Raw genomic sequence first — 17704 nt, forward strand, 5'->3', positions numbered from 1 at the left:
AAAAGAACAAACCTATTGAGCCTGACTGGATGGCTTCATACGTTGGAAAAATTGCTCAATGTCTTGCATGGCGATACCAGCATCTAGAGCTTCAAGTATTAAATCAATCCATTCTTGATCCAGTGCGTCTGTCTTATCTTTGTACAAATGTAATTCCTCCCTAATTATCGGTCATAATTGCTGCTACAGAATACATGATAATGCAATCGGATTTTGTGTTTTATATAGTGAATTATCAAATATTTTGTAGATGAAACAAAGATAAAATCCCCATTAAACTCCCTCTATGGAAATTATAAATTGTTCGATAAAAACTTTCAATATTTTCAGAAAACATTGTTGAATTGTGATATATTCGTATGCTAACTATGAAATTTTTACAAATATATTAAAAACATTACATAATATGACTAAATATTGAAAAAATATTGAATTTTTAATAAAATTCAATTTGTAATACATATTATTTATTAGGGGAGGAAATATGGGATGAACAAGAAACCGTTCAAAGTTTTGTCATCAATCGCTTTAACAGCTGTATTAGGCCTTTCATTCGGAGCTGGCACTCAATCTGCATATGCTGAAACACCTGTGAATAAGACAGCTACGAGCCCAGTCGATGATCATTTAATTCCAGAAGAACGTTTAGCAGATGCACTGAAAAAACGTGGGGTAATTGATTCTTCAGCTTCAGAGAAAGAAACAAAGAAAGCTGTTGAAAAGTATGTAGAGAACAAAAAGGGTGAAAATCCTGGGAAAGAAGCAACAAATGGGGATCAACTTACGAAAGAAGCATCTGACTTTTTAAAGAAAGTGAAAGATGCGAAAGCAGACACGAAAGAAAAACTAAATCAGCCAGCAACAGGGACACCTGCAGCGACAGGCCCAGTTAAGGGTGGTCTAAATGGTAAAGTACCAACTTCTCCAGCAAAGGGAAAAGAATATAACGGTGAAGTTCGTAAAGATAAAGTACTCGTTTTACTTGTAGAGTACGCTGACTTTAAACATAACAATATTGATAAAGAACCTGGTTATATGTATACTGACGATTTTAACAAAGAGCATTATGAAAAAATGTTATTTGGTAATGAGCCATTCGCATTAGAGGATGGTAGCAAAATCGAAACGTTTAAACAATATTACGAAGAGCAATCCGGTGGTAGTTACACAGTGGATGGAACAGTTACAAAATGGTTAACAGTTCCTGGTAAAGCTGCTGATTACGGTGCAGATGCTGCTACAGGTCATGATAATAAAGGACCAAAAGGACCACGTGATCTAGTAAAAGATGCATTAAAGGCAGCTGTAGATAGCGGTCTTGATTTATCACAGTTTGATCAGTTCGATCAATACGATGTAAATGGTGATGGAAATCAAAATCAACCTGACGGTTTAATCGATCATTTAATGATTATTCATGCGGGTGTTGGACAAGAAGCTGGCGGTGGTAAATTAGGTGATGATGCAATTTGGTCACATCGCTGGACAGTTGGACCAAAACCATTCGCAATTGAAGGTACACAAGCGAAAGTTCCATATTGGGGCGGAAAGATGGCAGCATTCGACTACACAATTGAACCAGAAGATGGCGCAGTTGGTGTATTCGCGCATGAATATGGTCATGATTTAGGTCTTCCAGATGAGTATGATACAGACTATACGGGTCATGGTGAGCCAATTCAAGCTTGGTCTGTTATGAGTGGCGGCAGCTGGGCGGGTAAAATCGCTGGAACAACACCGACGAGTTTTTCACCACAAAATAAAGAGTTTTTCCAAAAAACAATCGGTGGTAACTGGGCAAATATCGTAGAAGTAGATTACGAGAAATTAAATAAAGGTATCGGTCTAGCAACATATTTAGATCAAAGTGTTACGAAATCTAACCGTCCAGGTATGATTCGTGTTAACTTACCAGATAAAGATGTAAAAACAATTGCACCAGCATTTGGTAAACAGTATTACTACAGTACAAAAGGTGACAATCTTCATACAACGTTAGAAACACCACTGTTCGATTTAACGAATGCAACGAATGCGAAATTTGATTTCAAATCGTTATATGAAATCGAAGCAGAGTATGATTTCCTTGAAGTACATGCTGTAACAGAAGATGGTCAAAAAACGTTAATTGAAAGACTTGGCGAGAAAGCAAATAATGGAAATGCAGATTCGACAAATGGAAAATGGATTGACAAATCATATGATTTAAGTCAATTCAAAGGTAAAAAAGTAAAATTAACGTTTGAGTACATTACGGATGGTGGTTTAGCATTAAATGGTTTCCTACTTGATAATGCTTCATTAACAGTGGATGGTAAAGTAGTATTCTCTGATGATGCAGAAGGTACACCACAATTAAAATTAGATGGTTTCGTTGTATCTAGCGGAACAGAGAAGAAAAAACATAATTACTACGTAGAGTGGAGAAACCATACTGGATCAGATAGCGCATTGAAATTTGCTCGCGGTCCAGAATATAACTCAGGTATGGTTGTATGGTATGCAGACTCAGCTTACGCAGATAACTGGGTTGGTTTACATCCAGGACATGGTTTCCTTGGTGTAGTTGATTCTCATCCAGAAGCAATTGTAGGGACTTTAAATGGTAAACCGACAATTGAAAGTAGTACACGATTCCAAATCGCTGATGCTGCATTCTCATTCGATAAAACGCCAGCTTGGAAAGTTGTATCTCCAACGCGTGGAACGTATACGTATGATGGCTTAGCGGGTGTACCGAAATTTGATGATTCGAAAACGTATATTAATCAACAGATTCCAGATGCAGGACGTATTTTACCGAAGCTTGGTCTGAAGTTTGAAGTAGTAGGACAAGCTGATGATAATTCTGCAGGTGCTGTTCGTTTATATCGTTAATACTGTGAAACTACCGAGAGATTTTCTTTCGGTAGTTTTTTTGTGAGCAATGAATTTTATATAGCTGAAAAAGTCATATATAATGTAACTTTAAGAATAGAAATTTGTTATATATGAAGTCTATATAAATAATGAAAGAATTGGATAAAAATAGTGGGAGAAGGTGAGTGAATGAGTATTACCTCTATTGTAAGTAGGCAAAAGGAATATTTTTTAAAAGGGCATACGAGAAGCATCGAAATGAGAAAGAATAATTTGAAGAAGCTTTATGAAGGCATTCAGCGTTTTGAAGAAGAAATATTTCAGGCATTGAAATTAGATTTAAATAAGTCAGTTCACGAGTCGTTTACAACGGAAGTTGGATATGTATTAAAAGAAATTTCCTTTCAATTGAAACATATGTCATCGTGGAGTAAACCGAAGCGAGTTCGAACAGCACTCACTCATTTTGGATCAAAAGGAAAAGTAGTGCCAGAGCCGTATGGTGTGACGCTTATTATTGCACCGTGGAACTATCCTTTTCAATTAGCAATTGCACCACTTGTAGGAGCACTTGCAGCTGGAAATACAATCGTTTTAAAGCCGTCAGAGTTAACGCCAAGCGTTTCAAAAGTGCTTAAGAGAATGTTAGGTGAATTATTCCCAGAAGAGCTTGTAGCGGTAGTAGAAGGTGGCGTTGAAGAGAGTACATCTTTGCTGAGGGAACCAATTGATTATATTTTCTTTACTGGTAGTGTTGGCGTTGGAAAAGTTGTAATGGAAGCAGCAGCGAAACAGTTGACGCCGCTTACGTTAGAACTTGGCGGGAAAAGTCCTTGTATTGTACATAAAGATGCAAAGATAGAGATGACAGCAAGAAGAATTGTTTGGGGTAAGTTTTTAAATGCAGGGCAGACATGTGTAGCGCCTGATTATATGTACGTGCATTCTTCCGTGAAAGAACAGCTAGTTGAGGCACTGCGACATGAAATCACAGAGCAGTATAGTAAAGAACCTTTGCAAAATGAAAATTACGTGCGTATTGTAAGTGAGCGTCATTTTGAACGATTATGTGGATTTTTACAAGATGGTCAAGTCGTAATTGGTGGAAACTATAAGAAAGATACATTACATATTGAACCGACAGTGCTAGCGGATATTACATGGCAAGATGCTGTTATGGAAGATGAAATTTTTGGCCCGATTTTACCAATCATAGAGTACGACAATATAGAAGAGGTAATTGGCACAATCCAGCAACATCCGAAGCCGTTAGCGTTATATGTATTTTCGGAAGATAAAGAAGTACAAAAGAAAGTGACGAGTAATATTTCATATGGTGGAGGCTGTATTAATGATGTTGTCTACCATCTTGCCACGCCATATTTACCTTTTGGGGGTGTTGGAAGTAGTGGATTAGGGGGTTATCATGGGGAAGAAAGTTTTCGGACTTTTTCACATTATAAAAGCATTTTAGCCCAATCTACAGCATTCGACATGAAAATTCGTTACTCTTCTACAAAAAGTGCTTTAAAATTCATACGAAAGTTGTTAAAATGATGATGGTGTTTATCAGTAGGCGTAGCCGTATGATAATAGCCCCTTCGCGATGGAAGGGGTTTTTCTGTTCGACGTTATGTATCATGCGAAAATGAATCAAACATACTACATAAAGAATAGAAACGAACGCTTGCTAAATAACCATTTTTGTTTGGATCGAAACAAAAAATAGTCTATAGAACATAAATATTTATTCATGAATATAAAAATTTAAAATTTAAGGTAGATAGGACGGGAAAATGAAAAAGATTATTAAAGTTGAAGCAGTTGAAAAACATTTTGGAAATCAAGTGATTATCCCACCTCTTTCTTTAGATATTAAAGAGGGAGAGTTTTTAACAATTTTAGGGCCGAGTGGCTGCGGGAAAACGACTTTACTTCGTATGATCGCAGGATTTGAAACTCCAACTAAAGGGAATCTTTTATTAGATGATGAAAGAATTAACGATTTGCCGCCATATAAGCGTCATATGAACCTAGTGTTCCAACATTACGCACTATTCCCACATATGACAGTAGAGAAGAATATTTGTTTTGGTATGAAAATGCAGAAAGTATCAGCAGCAGAGCAGAAAGAGCGTGCTGAAGAGGCAATGCGTTTAACGCAGTTACTTGAGTTCCGTAATCGTAAACCTGCTAAGCTTTCTGGTGGACAACAGCAGCGTGTTGCAATTGCAAGAGCGATTGTAAATAATCCGCGTGTATTACTATTAGATGAGCCACTTGGAGCGCTTGACTTTAAGTTACGAAAAGACTTGCAACGTGAATTGAAAAACTTACAACGTAATTTAGGAATTACGTTTATATACGTAACGCACGATCAAGAAGAAGCAATGAGCATGAGCGATCGTATCGTCGTTATGAATAAAGGACATATCGAACAAATTGGAACGCCGAAAGAAATTTATAATAAGCCGAAAACATTGTTCGTTGCGACATTCATTGGTGAAAATAATATTGTGAAAAATGGGGAAGGCTATGTAGCAATTCGCCCTGAAAATGTGAAAGTACGTTCGGTTGAAGAACCAATTTTAAAAGAATACCATCTTGGACATATTGAAGATATCGAGTTTGTCGGAAATATGGAGAAGCTTTATGTACGTGATGAGAAAACATCAGAATTACTAATGGCATATCAAACTGCTGAAGAGGCAGCGCAGTGGAGCATTGGAGATAATGTATATGTAGGCTGGGAGCAAGAGGACGAGGTGACCTTAAATTGAAAAAAGGGAAATTACTCGCACTACCTACAGTCGCGTGGCTGTTAATTTTCTTCCTAATCCCGCTCGTATTCGTATTAGGATTTGCCTTCATGCAGCGCGGAGCATACGGGACAGTAGAAATGCAATTTACGCTGGAGAATATATCCCGTGTGTTTGATCCATTGTACTTAGGAACGTTATGGGAAACTGTTAAGATTGCAGTTATTACTACAGTAATATGTTTATTAATTGGTTATCCATTTGCGTATACAATTACAATTGTTGACCGCAAATATCGTTCTATTCTTTTATTATTGGCAACGATCCCGTTTTGGATTAACTTTCTTGTTCGTTCATACGCATGGATTGTTATTTTACGTTCACAAGGTCTTGTGAATACGTTGTTATTAAAACTCGGCATTATTAGTGAACCGTTAAATTTATTATATAATACGCCTTCTGTAATACTCGGAATGGTCTATTCTTTATTACCATTTATGATTTTACCAGTGTATGCAGCAATTGAGCAGCTGGATAAGCGTAAGCTAGAAGCGGCTTATGATTTAGGAGCAACACCAATAAAGGCATTTTGGAATATAACAGTGCCGATGACAATGTCAGGAATTGCGACTGGTTCTATTTTAGTATTCGTTTCTTCTATCGGAATGTTTGTTGTATCAGACGTGATGGGCGGATCGAAAGTAGCATTAATCGGAAACGTTATTCAAAACCAATTCTTAGGTGCACGTGACTGGCCGTTTGGATCTGCGTTATCGATTATCGTTGTTCTATTCTCTGTTCTGTTAATTTACTTATATTATCGTGCAACGAAAGTATATAAATATAATGAGAACGGAGGGGAATAGGCAAAGATGAAGAAGTTTTTAGTTTCTTATTCTTGGTTAATTTTGTTATTCTTGTATTTTCCAATGATGGTTTTAATGGTCTATTCTTTCAACGACTCTCGCATTAATGCGGAGTGGGAAGGTTTTACATTCCATTGGTATACAGATTTATTTCAAAAACAAGATGTTATTGATGCATTTGTAAATAGTATTACGATTGCAGTTATAACAACGATTGTGACAACGGTACTTGGTGTATTCTTTGCGATTGCTTTACATCGTTATAAATATCGTTTCGAAGGGGCTATTAATGGCCTTGTATATTTACCAATTTTAATTCCTGATATTTTAATGGGATTATCTTTACTAATTCTTTTCAGTCAGCTAGGAATGGAACTTGGACAAACAACGATTATTATTGCACATATTACATTTAGTATTTCGTTTGTTGTTGTTATTTTAGCTGCGCGTCTTTCAAGTATGGGACGTGACTTAGAAGAAGCTGCAAATGATTTAGGAGCAACGCCTTGGCAAACGTTTCGTTTTGTAACGTTCCCAGCAATTGCACCGGGAGTTATTTCAGCAGCATTATTAACATTCACATTATCAATTGATGATTTTGTAATTAGTTTCTTCGTATCAGGACCAGGATCAACAACATTGCCATTATACATTTACAGTATGGTTAAGCGCGGAGTATCACCAGAAATTAATGCTCTTTCTACAATTTTAATTGTTGCTATCGTAGGATTAATGGTTCTATCTGAAATCTTCCGTAACAAAGGTGCAGATGGTGAAGAAAACTCTGGAGGACACCTTCCTTTATAATACGAACGATATAGAAAGTACGAGGGGGTAATAAACCGATGAAATTAATGAAAAGAATAGCTGGCGCAGCAATTAGCTTTAGCCTTGTTGCTGGTGTGCTTGCTGGTTGTGGTGAAAAGAAAGAAGAATTAAATATTTATAGCTGGGCTGACAATTTTGATGAGCAAGTGCTAAGAGATTTTGAAAAGAAGTATAATGTGAAAATTAACTATGATAAGTACGCAAGTAACGAAGAAATGCTTGCGAAATTACAAGCTGGTGGCGCAAAGTATGATTTAATTCAACCATCTGATTACATGGTTAAAACAATGGCAAAAATGGATTTATTAGCGCCGTTAGATAAAAAGAATATCCCAAATATCGAAAACATGGTTTCTAATTTCAAAACACCTGCGTTTGATCCAGAGAATAAATATTCTTTAGTGTACACTTGGGGTGTAACAGGGATTGCATACAATAAAAAGTATGTGAAAGAAGCACCTACAAGCTGGGCTGACTTATGGAATGAGAAATATAAAGGACATGTAACGTTATTAAACGATTCTCGTGAAGTATTAGGAGTGGGTCTTAAGAAGCACGGGTTCTCAAACAGTACAAAAGAAGATGCAGAGTTAAAGACAGCAGCAGATGATTTAAAGAAGCTGCTTCCAAACTTATTAGCATTTGATACAGATAACATTAAACAAAAATTCATTACAGAAGATGCTTGGATCGGAACAGTTTGGTCTGGAGATGCAGCATTTATCGCAAAAGATAATAAAGATGTAGAATACGTTGTACCAAAAGAAGGCGGCACAATTTGGGCTGATACGTTAGCAATTCCAAAGGGTGCAAAACATAAAGAGCTTGCTGAGAAGTTTATGAACTACTTACTTGATGAAAAAGTAAGTGTGAAAAACTACGAGTCAATTGGTTACAGTAATCCAAATGAAAAAGCTCATCCTCTTCATAGTAAAGAATACCGTGATAATCACATGATTTTCTTAACGAAAGAAGAGTTAGATCGTACAGAATGGCTTGTTGATGTAGACGATAAGTTAAAAGACTATGATCGTTACTGGACAGAGCTAAAAACAAAAGGTAAATAAGTAAGAAAATGCGGTTTCTAAAGTAGAAATCGCATTTTTTCATAGTAGGAGGAAATCGTTTGAAGAAGAAGTTACATCAGTATGAGGTAATATGTATCGGTTTATTATTTGCTGTATTTAGTATTGTTGCTTGGCGCGTACATGCAGGTGGCGTTACAGTAATGGATACATATGTCCGCGGATTAGTAAAAGGGCTACAAACGGAAAGTTCCCTTACATTTTTCTCGTACTTTACAAAATTGGGGTCAGCAATTGGGATAGCTGCTACGCTCGTTATAAGTTTGCTTGTTTTTTGGAAGAAGCGTTATTATGCTGCGATGATTGTGTATCCAATGGGAATTTTAATAACACATCTTGTGAATAAAGGGATAAAAGAGATTGTAAAGAGAGAACGTCCGTCATTAAATGAAGCGTTAGATGCACTTGGATATAGTTTTCCTAGTGGACATGCAATGCTATCGATTATGACATTTGGATTTCTTGCTTATATCATTGCTGCTAATTTGAAAAGCATAGCTGGGAAATGTGTCATAACGATTTTGATGGGTATAGTAATCCTATCGATTGGATTAAGTAGAGTCATTTTAGATGTACATTACCCAACTGATATTTTAGCTGGTTACTGCGTAGGTGGTATTTTGTTAGTTATCGCTATTTACTATCATCGTTTACTTACTGAGAGATTGGGGCTTAATAAAGAGAGATAGAAAAAACGCCTGGAAAAACTATCATTATAGTGTTCCTAGGCGTTTTTTGTTTGTATAAAGATATGATACAGTATAAGTGACAATTGAATTATTTAAAGTAGGTGAAAATGTGTGAAGACAAATGTTCATAAAGTTGATAAGTGGGGGAAGTTAGGAGCTTTTTTGTATCAATTTCGTTATACAGTAATTGTAGCGTTACTGTTGCTTGCAATCGCACTTGGGATTTTTGCTCCAAAGCTACCGGGAGTATTAGGTGGTGACGGTTTCCAAACGGAAGGAGACTATCAAAAAACAAAAGAAATTTTAGATAAAGATTTTAAGAAGTCTCAAGATACGCTTCTGCTCGTTTTTGAGAAAAATAAAGATGCTTCGCATGAGGAATTTAAAAAGCGAATAGATGAAATTGTAAAGAATGTTCAAGAGAAAGAGAACTATGAATCTTTCCATCACCCAATCCAAAATAAAGAAATGCTACAAGATGACATCGGTTATGCAACAATTTTATTTTCCGGGAAAACAAATAAAGAAAGAATGGAAAAGACATTACAATTTGCTAATGAGATTGAGAAAGAAAGTAATGTAGCATTAAAAGTAACACCTACAGGATTTCCGAAAATTAATCAAGAGATTAATGAAAGAACGCAAAATGATTTAAAAGTAGCAGAAATGATTGGATTACCAATTGCGTTTCTTGTATTACTATTTTCGTTTGGTAGCCTTTTGGCATCAATTTTACCGATTTTGAATGGAGCGCTTAGTGTTATTAGCACGATGGGTATATTGTATTTCATCGGTGTGGATAAAGAACTATCTATTTTCGTGTTAAACGTTGCACCGATGATTGGACTTGCACTATCTATTGATTTTGCGCTATTATTTGTGAACCGTTTTCGAGAGGAAGTTGCTAAACGAACGGTAAAAGAAGCGATAGCAATTACATATCAGACGGCAGGACGTGCAATTGTATTTTCAGGATTATGCGTATTTGTTGGGTTATCCGGTTTGTTTTTCTTTAAGATAGATTATATTCAATCTGTCGCAATTAGCGGAATGATTGTTGTGATTATGAGTATTTTATTCTCACTCACACTTCTTCCAGCGTTATTATCGTTAATCGGTAAAAAAATATTAAAAAAGAATCAAGTAGCACATACGCCGGCAAAAGCATGGCGTAAATTTGCACAATTTGTGATGAAACATCCAATTGCAATGATTGTTGTTGTTACAACATTTATTGTTATTTGCTTATTACCGTTACGTACAGCTAATTTGCAGTTCCCTAGTGTTGAAGCTTTACCTGAAAAGAGTGATACAAGGATTGCGTATGAAAAGTATGAAGAAGCATTTAATAAAACTGTCAAAACACACGCTGATGTTACGTTAGTTGTAGAGACGAAAAAAGATATGAAAGAAAAAGAAAGTCTACAAAAGATAGAAGAAGTCGTTCAAAAGTTAAAAGATGATAAAAAAGTACATGAAGTAAGAAGTTTATACGACGGGTTAACTGGAATGAAAGCAGATCAAGTTGCTGGAATATTGCAGTCGCCAGAAGCAGCAAAACTAACTCCTGTATTTGAAGCATACACAAAAGGGAATAAGACGACGATAGAAGTTTTTTTGAAAACAAAACCACGTACAGAGACTGCAAAACAGTGGGTGCGTGACTTTAAAAAGAACTATAAAGAAACGAATGTTACGTATTATCTAGGCGGAATGACGACGTTTCAACAAGAATTAGAAGATGAAATTAAAGATAAAGTTGTAATTGGTATGTCTGTTATATTTGGATCGACCTTTGTTATATTATTATTTGCATTCCGATCTATACTCATTCCAATTAAGGCAATTATTATGAATATACTTAGTTTGAGTGCAACCATTGGAATTGTTGTTTGGTTATTTGAAGGTGGTCATTTCGGTTTAGAAGCGAGTCCGGTTCTGTTTGTCTTACCAATCTTCATTTTTGGCCTCGTATTTGGGCTTAGTATGGATTATGAAGTATTTCTTATTTCACGTATTCACGAGCTCTATGAAGAAACAGGAGATAACGATCAAGCAACGTTAGAAGGGCTCGTTTCAACAAGTAGAATCATTACATCAGCTGCATTAATTATGATTGTTGTAACGGGTGCATTCGCATTTACTGATATTTTACCAGTAAAGCAGATGGGGCTTGGCGTGGCATTAGCAATATTTCTTGATGCAACAATTATTCGTCTTATGCTCGTTCCAAGCTTAATGAAGTTATTTGGAGACTGGAATTGGTGGTTACCATTTCGAAAAAAACGAGAAAAATCATCGTAAAAAAATGCTCATCATATTGATGAGCATTTTTTTATGAATAGCAAGACCTACATTTTGCAAATAGTATGTGATAAGAACATTACATACAAGTAGGTGAAGGCAATGTTTCGTTATTTTAAGTTTAAGTTAAATGATACAGTACAGTTTGCAGAAAACGATGGGCATATGTATCGCATTGTCGGTTATCGGTTAGAAAAGGGATTTTATCCAAAAGATGAATGGACTCATATCATTTATGAACTACTTAGAGAATTTGACGGGTATACGATGGATGCAGAGGAGGAAGAACTTGTAAAGGTCGTTCAAGTAGAGGATGAGTATTACAAAATACAAGAAGTATCAGGTTATCGTTATCCAGTAAAAATGAAACAAAAACAACAAGTGATGAAAATAGAAAGGATGGACGATTTATTAGATGCTTACAATGACTATAAAAGGTTGGCGGATTTCTTTAAAGATTTATCATATGAACAAAAAGCTGAAGAAGTATTGTTAGAAATGAAAAGACTTAGAGCTTGAGGGGCAGTCTATTATAAGACTGTCCTCTATTTTTGACGGTGCACCAAAGTGTGTTTTCCGTTACAATGAGAGAATCAATAGAAATAAGGTGATAAACAGTATGGAAACAAAGAAAAAGGGCGAATGGTGTGAAATTACCGTTCCAGCTAAATGGAATGGTATAAGTATTGAATCGGTATTAAAAGTAGAATGGGAAATACCGAAAAAGCTATTACATCAGCTTCGTATGGAAAAAGGTGTTACGGTTAACGGAGAACAAAGAAGATGGAACGAGCTTTTAAAAGAGAACGATAAGTTACAAGTTCATATGTTTGCGGAGGAAGAGTACGGTGTGAATCCAGAATATGGTGAATTGCATGTAGTATACGAAGATGATCACGTACTCATCGTAAATAAACCAGAGAAAATGGACACACATCCTGCTGAAAAAGGTGGAACCGGGACGCTTGCAAATCTTGTTGCTTTTCATTTTCAAATGCAAGGTTTAGAGACGAAGGTGCGTCATATTCATCGTTTAGATAAAGATACGACAGGTGGTGTCGTATTTGCTAAGCATAGAATTGCTGGTGCAATTATGGATCGTTTATTAATGGAACGAAAAATTAAAAGGACGTACGCAGCGCTCGTTGAAGGGAAAGTAAAGAAGAAACAAGGAACGATTGATGCTGCTATTGGAAGGGATCGCCATCATGCTACAAGGCGTCGTATTTCTCCAAAAGGTGACCAAGCTATCACATATTATAAAGTAGAAAAGTATTTTAAGAAGCAAAACACGACTTTCGTAACGTTACAATTAGAAACGGGTAGAACGCATCAAATTCGTGTTCATATGAGCCATAATGGTAATCCACTAGTTGGGGATGTATTATATGGTGGACAAACAAAATATATGTCCAGTCAAGCATTGCATGCGATGAAGATAAATTTCTTGCATCCAATTACGAAAGAAGCGATTGAAGTTGATGTGCCGTTTCCTACAAAGTTAGATAATAAAATAAGAGAATTTCAAAAAGAAAATGCGTAAAGTATAAGTTTTAATTTGAAAAAAGTAGATTTTTGCAGGGATTTCTCTAAAAGAAGCGAAGCCGTTAAGAGAAAAGAGAGGTGAGAATCACTTGATCAAATATAAGTATGTACTTGGAATATTTTTCGCTTGTCTTTTAGTTACTCTATGTCTCTATCCCTATTTACCAACTCGTATGGCAGTACATTGGAATGTAAATGGTGAGCCAAACGAGTTTATGAGTAAACAAGTTGTTGTAGCATTTATTCCTTGTTTTATTATTTTTTCATATGGATTTTTGTATATTATTTCACATAATATATTTAAGTTTAATGAAAGAGAGCATGGTATTATAGACGGATTTATAAAGAAAATTACGTTATTTATGTTGTTTATTCATATGCTTATCCTCTTTATTAATTTTGAGGATTTGATATCCTTTCAAACAGGATTAACGATTGGGATTAGTATGTTTCTTTTTATGCTGAGTAAAGAATTTAAGAAAATAAAAGGCAAAGAAAAAGACCCAATTAAATTACAAAAAATTCGTTTAGTAAGTAGACGGATTTTTCAAGTGATGGCATGTGGCATATTGTTTTCATTGTTTTTGAACTTAGAGTGGGGATTTTATGTATTGCTTAGTGTAATAAGCTGTGGATCTATGCTATTTATGTTATATATTTTCTATTCATACATAATAGAAAGTTATGAAACTTAAAAAAGAGTCTTCTCATTATGAGAAGACTCTTTTAATCTATTTACTTTGTAATAAATTGTTGTGTCCAGTAGTTGCCGCTTTCTACATAACCAACACCGATGTGAGTGAAGCCGTTATTTAAGATGTTTGCACGGTGTCCAGCGCTGTTCATCCAAGCTTGTACCACTTCTTCAGGTGTACGTTGGCCTTGAGCGATGTTTTCACCTGCAGATGTATAAGAAATACCAAATTTCTTCATCATGTCAAACGGAGACCCGTATGTAGGGCTGTTATGATCAAAGTAGTTGTTTTTTTGCATGTCTTCAGACTTAATACGTGCTACTTTGCTTAATTCAGTATCGATTTTTAGTGCTGGTAAGCCTTGTTTTGCACGCTCAGCGTTTGTTAATTCAACAACACGTTGTTCGAACTCGCTTAAAGATTTTGCTTCTTCAGCAGGCTTTTGCTCAGCTGGTTTTTGTTCAGCAGGTTTTTGCGTATTGTTGTTTTCAGCAGGCTTTTGAGCTTCTGGTTTTTGAACTTCTTCAGCAGGCTTTTGCTCGGCAGGTTTTTGCTCAGCAGGCTTTTGAGTTTCTGGCTTAGCTGTTGGTTGCTCAGTTACAACATTTTCAGTAGGTTGTTGACCAGGAATGAAGCAGTTTGGTTGGAAGTTTCCTTGTTGCCATTGTGCTAATGATTCAACTCCCATAGATTGTAAGAATGCTTGTAGTTCTTGTTGGCTCATTTGCTTCATCATCACTTTTGAATGCTGAATATTTTGAACCTTTATGTTAGATGGTTGTACTGTTGCAGCTTGTGCATCTAGAGAAGATACTCCTAAAGTAAGAGCTGTTGCAGCAGCTACAGATAATAAAACACGCTTTTTCATGATGTGTGTCCCCCTATATAAAGTTTTAATTTGTTTTCACACGATTTGTTTTTGACAGCCTGTCTGACTGACAAATTCATCGTAGCATACAATTTGCGAGAAAAAAGATGGAAAAAAATTCATAGACTTTAAAATTACCTAATTTATCCTAAGAGAAGAAGGGAGCAAAAATAAGAGAAATATAGAGTATAAAAGGAATTTATAGTGTTTTTATACTTGGTTTTAAGAGGGGGTTTTTGGATAAAGTTACCTAAATAGAAAATGAAGAATCCTATTGTATCAATGGTTTGAGCGATTTTTTGAGGAATATAATGGATTGATTTTTACAAAACTGTAATGTTTCTGTTGTTCTTTTTTATAATAAAGTAACATATTTTTAATGTTGTAGCAGACAAAAAAGCGGCTATCTCTTTACATAGACGAAGGAGATAGCCGTTTTCCTATTATTACGTATGTTACGAGTTATTACGAGTTAGTTTCAATTGCTTCTAATAATAAATCCACAATGTGAATTCCTCTCATTTTATGAGAAAGCCCTTCTCGCTCAATACCCAATTTCATTTGTAATAAACAACCTGGATTTGCAGTAACAATGGTTGCTGCGTCTGTTTCATGCACACGGTCCATTTTGTAATCTAGAAATTCCATTGATAACTCTGAATGAACAATATTGTAAATACCAGCAGAGCCACAGCAGCGGTCCGCATCTTTCATTTCTCGATATGTTGCACCTTGGATAGCCTCTAGTAACATACGAGGTTCAGAAGATGTGCGCATAACATTGCGTAAATGACAAGAGTCTTGATACGTAATAACCTGCGGCGTGAGTCGTAAGTCAGTTCGCTTATGGAAGTCTAGTTCTACTAGTATAGCAGTAATATCTTTAATCTTAGAAACAAACTGCTTAGCACGTTCAGCCCAATCCGGATCATCCTTTAAAAGATAATCATAGTCTACGAGGTAAGCTCCGCAACCTCCTGCATTCGTAATAATATAGTCGATGTTTAAATCTTCGAATGCTTTTATATTTCGCTTTGCTAATTCTTTTGCTCCACTCTTTTCACCAGCATGTCCATGCAATGCACCGCAGCAACTTTGTGTTTTCGGAATAACAATATCACAACCAGCTAATTGAAGAAGTTTCATCGTTGCGTTATTTGTTTCTAAAAACATCGTATCCATTAAACAGCCTGCGAAGAATGCAACTTGTTTTTTCTTTGTACTTTCTGCAGGTAAAAATGAAGGACGATCTTTCATTGCTTTCATTTTAGGGACTTTTGGTAAAACGAGATCCATCGTTGCAAGTGTTTCAGGGAATAACTTCATAATACCTGTTTTATGTGTTAGCGTTTGTAAACCAGAACGTTGATAAAATCCGATTAGTCCGGTTAATGTTCGCATTCGATTTTGATGGGGGAATAATCCTTCAAAAACGACTTTTCGAACAGCTTTCACTGGCATTGAGAATTTTTTATTTTGATTAATAATATCTCGAGCCTCTTCTAATAAATGTCCATAATTTACACCAGATGGACAAACAGGCTCACAAGCACGGCAACCAAGACAAACGTTTAATGTATTTTCAACATCTTCATCTGGTTCGATTAAACCATCAACGACTGCTTTCATTAATGCGATACGTCCGCGTGGTGAATGTGACTCTTTATATCCGGATTGAATGTAGGTAGGACAAGTAGGTAAACAAAAACCGCATCGCATACAGTTAAGTAGCTCATCTTCACTTAATCGTTCTTTAAATTCTTTTTGAATATTTTCTTTATTTAATGTGGTCATCGCTCAACCACCACTCTTTTTCGAGTGTCTTTCGCGAACATTTTTCCAGGGTTCATAATGTTGTTTGGATCGAAAGCTTGCTTTATTCCTTGCATAGCTGCAATACCTTCTTTACCTAATTTCATTTCTAAATATGGAGCTTTCATTGCACCAACACCATGTTCACCAGTAATTGTGCCACCAAGTTCAATTGCTTTCGCAAATATTTCAGCGAAAGCTTGTTCAGCTCGGTGCATTTCTTCTGCATTACGAGCATCTGTCATACAAGTTGGATGTAAGTTACCATCACCAGCGTGTCCAAACGTACAAATAGGAATATTATATTTTTTTGCAATGGCATTAATAGCTTCAACCATTGGAGCGATTTGTGAACGTGGTACAGTCGCATCTTCTAATATTGTAGTAGGTTTTAATCGTGCGAGCGCTGATAGAGCACTACGGCGAGCAGTACGAAGCGCATCTGCTTCTGTTTCATCTTTTGCAATGCGAACATCAACTGCATTCATAGAGCGGCAAACGTTAGCCATGTTTTCAATATCTCGATTGACTACTTCGGGCGGGCCGTCTTGTTCGATTAATAAAATTGCTTTTACGTCAGTTGGTAAACCGATTTGCGCAAACTCTTCTACTACTTCAATTGTCGGTTGGTCTAAGAACTCCAGTGTTGCTGGAATGATTTTATTTGCAATAATAGAAGAAACAGCACGTGCAGCTTCATTAATATCTTCATATAGTGCAAGCATTGTTTTCTTTGTTTCAGGCATAGGAACAAGTTTTAATATAGCTTCTGTTACCACGCCAAGTGTTCCTTCAGAACCGATAAATAACCGAGTTAAATCGTAACCAGCTACATCTTTTGCTAATTTACCACCAGTGCGAATAATATCGCCATTTGGTAAGACAAGTTCAAGCCCCATTACATAATCACGTGTTACGCCGTATTTCAAACCGCGTAATCCACCTGAGTTTTCATTAATATTACCGCCGATTGTAGAAATTTTCATCGAGCTTGGATCTGGTGGATAAAATAAACCTTTTTCTTCTACCGCTTTAATAATATCAAGTGTAATGACACCAGCTTGTACAGTAATTGTTAAGTTTTCTTCATCAATTTCTAAAATATTGTTCATATGGCGGAAAATAAGGACGATACCGCCTTCAAGTGGACATGTTCCTGCGCAAAGATTTGTTCCAGACCCGCGCACATACACAGGAATTTTGTGAGTGTTACATACTTTTAACACTTCAGCTACTTCATTTGTATTACGAGGAGCAATGACTGCATCAGGCATTGCTTGGAAGTTTGGAGTGGCATCATAACTATAAGTTAAACGCCCCATATTGGATGTATCTACATTATCTTCGCCAACAATAGATACGAATGAATGAATAATTTGTTTTTCTAACATTGG

At 36.1% G+C, this 17704-nt stretch carries 15 protein-coding genes; 11 read left to right on the forward strand and 4 right to left on the reverse strand.

Annotation, left to right across the window (positions count from 1 at the left end):
• Nucleotides 1-12: 12 nt before the first annotated feature.
• A complete protein-coding gene (locus MRP26_RS11035) occupies nucleotides 13-147 on the reverse strand; it encodes an anti-repressor SinI family protein (RefSeq protein ID WP_000276219.1) in 135 nt (44 codons plus the stop codon).
• A 342-nt stretch (nucleotides 148-489) separates the two neighbouring features.
• On the opposite strand from MRP26_RS11035, the gene inhA1 reads away from it, so the two are divergent.
• From inhA1 to MRP26_RS11090, 11 genes are all read left to right on the forward strand, one after another.
• Nucleotides 490-2877, forward strand: coding sequence for a M6 family metalloprotease immune inhibitor InhA1 (gene inhA1 / locus MRP26_RS11040; RefSeq protein WP_061660516.1), 2388 nt, complete (start codon nucleotides 490-492; stop codon nucleotides 2875-2877).
• Between the two features lie 171 nt (nucleotides 2878-3048).
• Nucleotides 3049-4416 carry an aldehyde dehydrogenase gene (locus tag MRP26_RS11045; RefSeq protein ID WP_242806151.1) on the forward strand — a complete coding sequence of 456 codons (1368 nt, stop codon included), beginning with the start codon at nucleotides 3049-3051 and terminating at the stop codon, nucleotides 4414-4416.
• Nucleotides 4417-4655: 239 nt separating this feature from the next.
• Entirely contained in the window at nucleotides 4656-5639 is a 984-nt protein-coding gene (potA, locus tag MRP26_RS11050; protein WP_000720333.1) for a spermidine/putrescine ABC transporter ATP-binding protein PotA, read from the forward strand.
• On the forward strand, nucleotides 5636-6484 hold the full coding sequence (gene potB, locus MRP26_RS11055; protein ID WP_000715500.1) for a spermidine/putrescine ABC transporter permease PotB: 849 nt from the start codon (nucleotides 5636-5638) through the stop codon (nucleotides 6482-6484). Before potA ends, potB begins: the two co-directional genes overlap by 4 nt.
• A 6-nt stretch (nucleotides 6485-6490) precedes the next feature.
• A complete protein-coding gene (gene potC / locus MRP26_RS11060; RefSeq protein ID WP_000714190.1) occupies nucleotides 6491-7291 on the forward strand; it encodes a spermidine/putrescine ABC transporter permease PotC in 801 nt (266 codons plus the stop codon).
• Between the two features lie 38 nt (nucleotides 7292-7329).
• On the forward strand, nucleotides 7330-8379 hold the full coding sequence (potD, locus tag MRP26_RS11065; protein WP_000772490.1) for a spermidine/putrescine ABC transporter substrate-binding protein PotD: 1050 nt from the start codon (nucleotides 7330-7332) through the stop codon (nucleotides 8377-8379).
• A gap of 59 nt (nucleotides 8380-8438) precedes the next feature.
• Nucleotides 8439-9086: a phosphatase PAP2 family protein gene (locus MRP26_RS11070; RefSeq protein WP_000727783.1), complete on the forward strand. Its 648-nt coding sequence runs from the start codon at nucleotides 8439-8441 to the stop codon at nucleotides 9084-9086.
• A 111-nt stretch (nucleotides 9087-9197) separates the two neighbouring features.
• A complete protein-coding gene (locus MRP26_RS11075) occupies nucleotides 9198-11390 on the forward strand; it encodes an MMPL family transporter (protein WP_000856400.1) in 2193 nt (730 codons plus the stop codon).
• A gap of 102 nt (nucleotides 11391-11492) precedes the next feature.
• Entirely contained in the window at nucleotides 11493-11909 is a 417-nt protein-coding gene (locus MRP26_RS11080; protein WP_000490302.1) for a hypothetical protein, read from the forward strand.
• A gap of 100 nt (nucleotides 11910-12009) precedes the next feature.
• On the forward strand, nucleotides 12010-12933 hold the full coding sequence (locus tag MRP26_RS11085; protein WP_069355261.1) for an RluA family pseudouridine synthase: 924 nt from the start codon (nucleotides 12010-12012) through the stop codon (nucleotides 12931-12933).
• A gap of 91 nt (nucleotides 12934-13024) precedes the next feature.
• Nucleotides 13025-13630 carry a DUF1648 domain-containing protein gene (locus MRP26_RS11090; protein ID WP_000599010.1) on the forward strand — a complete coding sequence of 202 codons (606 nt, stop codon included), beginning with the start codon at nucleotides 13025-13027 and terminating at the stop codon, nucleotides 13628-13630.
• Nucleotides 13631-13670: 40 nt separating this feature from the next.
• On the opposite strand, the gene MRP26_RS11095 is transcribed toward MRP26_RS11090, so the two are convergent.
• The 3 genes from MRP26_RS11095 to glcD form a co-directional block, all read right to left on the reverse strand.
• Nucleotides 13671-14498, reverse strand: a complete 828-nt coding sequence (locus tag MRP26_RS11095; RefSeq protein ID WP_016513122.1) for a CAP domain-containing protein — start codon at nucleotides 14496-14498, stop codon at nucleotides 13671-13673.
• 465 nt (nucleotides 14499-14963) lie between these two features.
• The gene (locus MRP26_RS11100) at nucleotides 14964-16292 is read right to left on the reverse strand and encodes a (Fe-S)-binding protein (RefSeq protein ID WP_000209624.1); all 1329 of its coding nucleotides are present in this window, start codon (nucleotides 16290-16292) and stop codon (nucleotides 14964-14966) included.
• Nucleotides 16289-17701 carry a glycolate oxidase subunit GlcD gene (glcD, locus tag MRP26_RS11105; RefSeq protein WP_000890756.1) on the reverse strand — a complete coding sequence of 471 codons (1413 nt, stop codon included), beginning with the start codon at nucleotides 17699-17701 and terminating at the stop codon, nucleotides 16289-16291. The genes MRP26_RS11100 and glcD overlap by 4 nt, the downstream gene beginning before the upstream one ends.
• Nucleotides 17702-17704 lie beyond the last annotated feature (3 nt).

The organism is Bacillus sp. CCB-MMP212, from assembly GCF_022748145.1.
GTDB lineage: Bacteria > Bacillota > Bacilli > Bacillales > Bacillaceae_G > Bacillus_A > Bacillus_A cereus.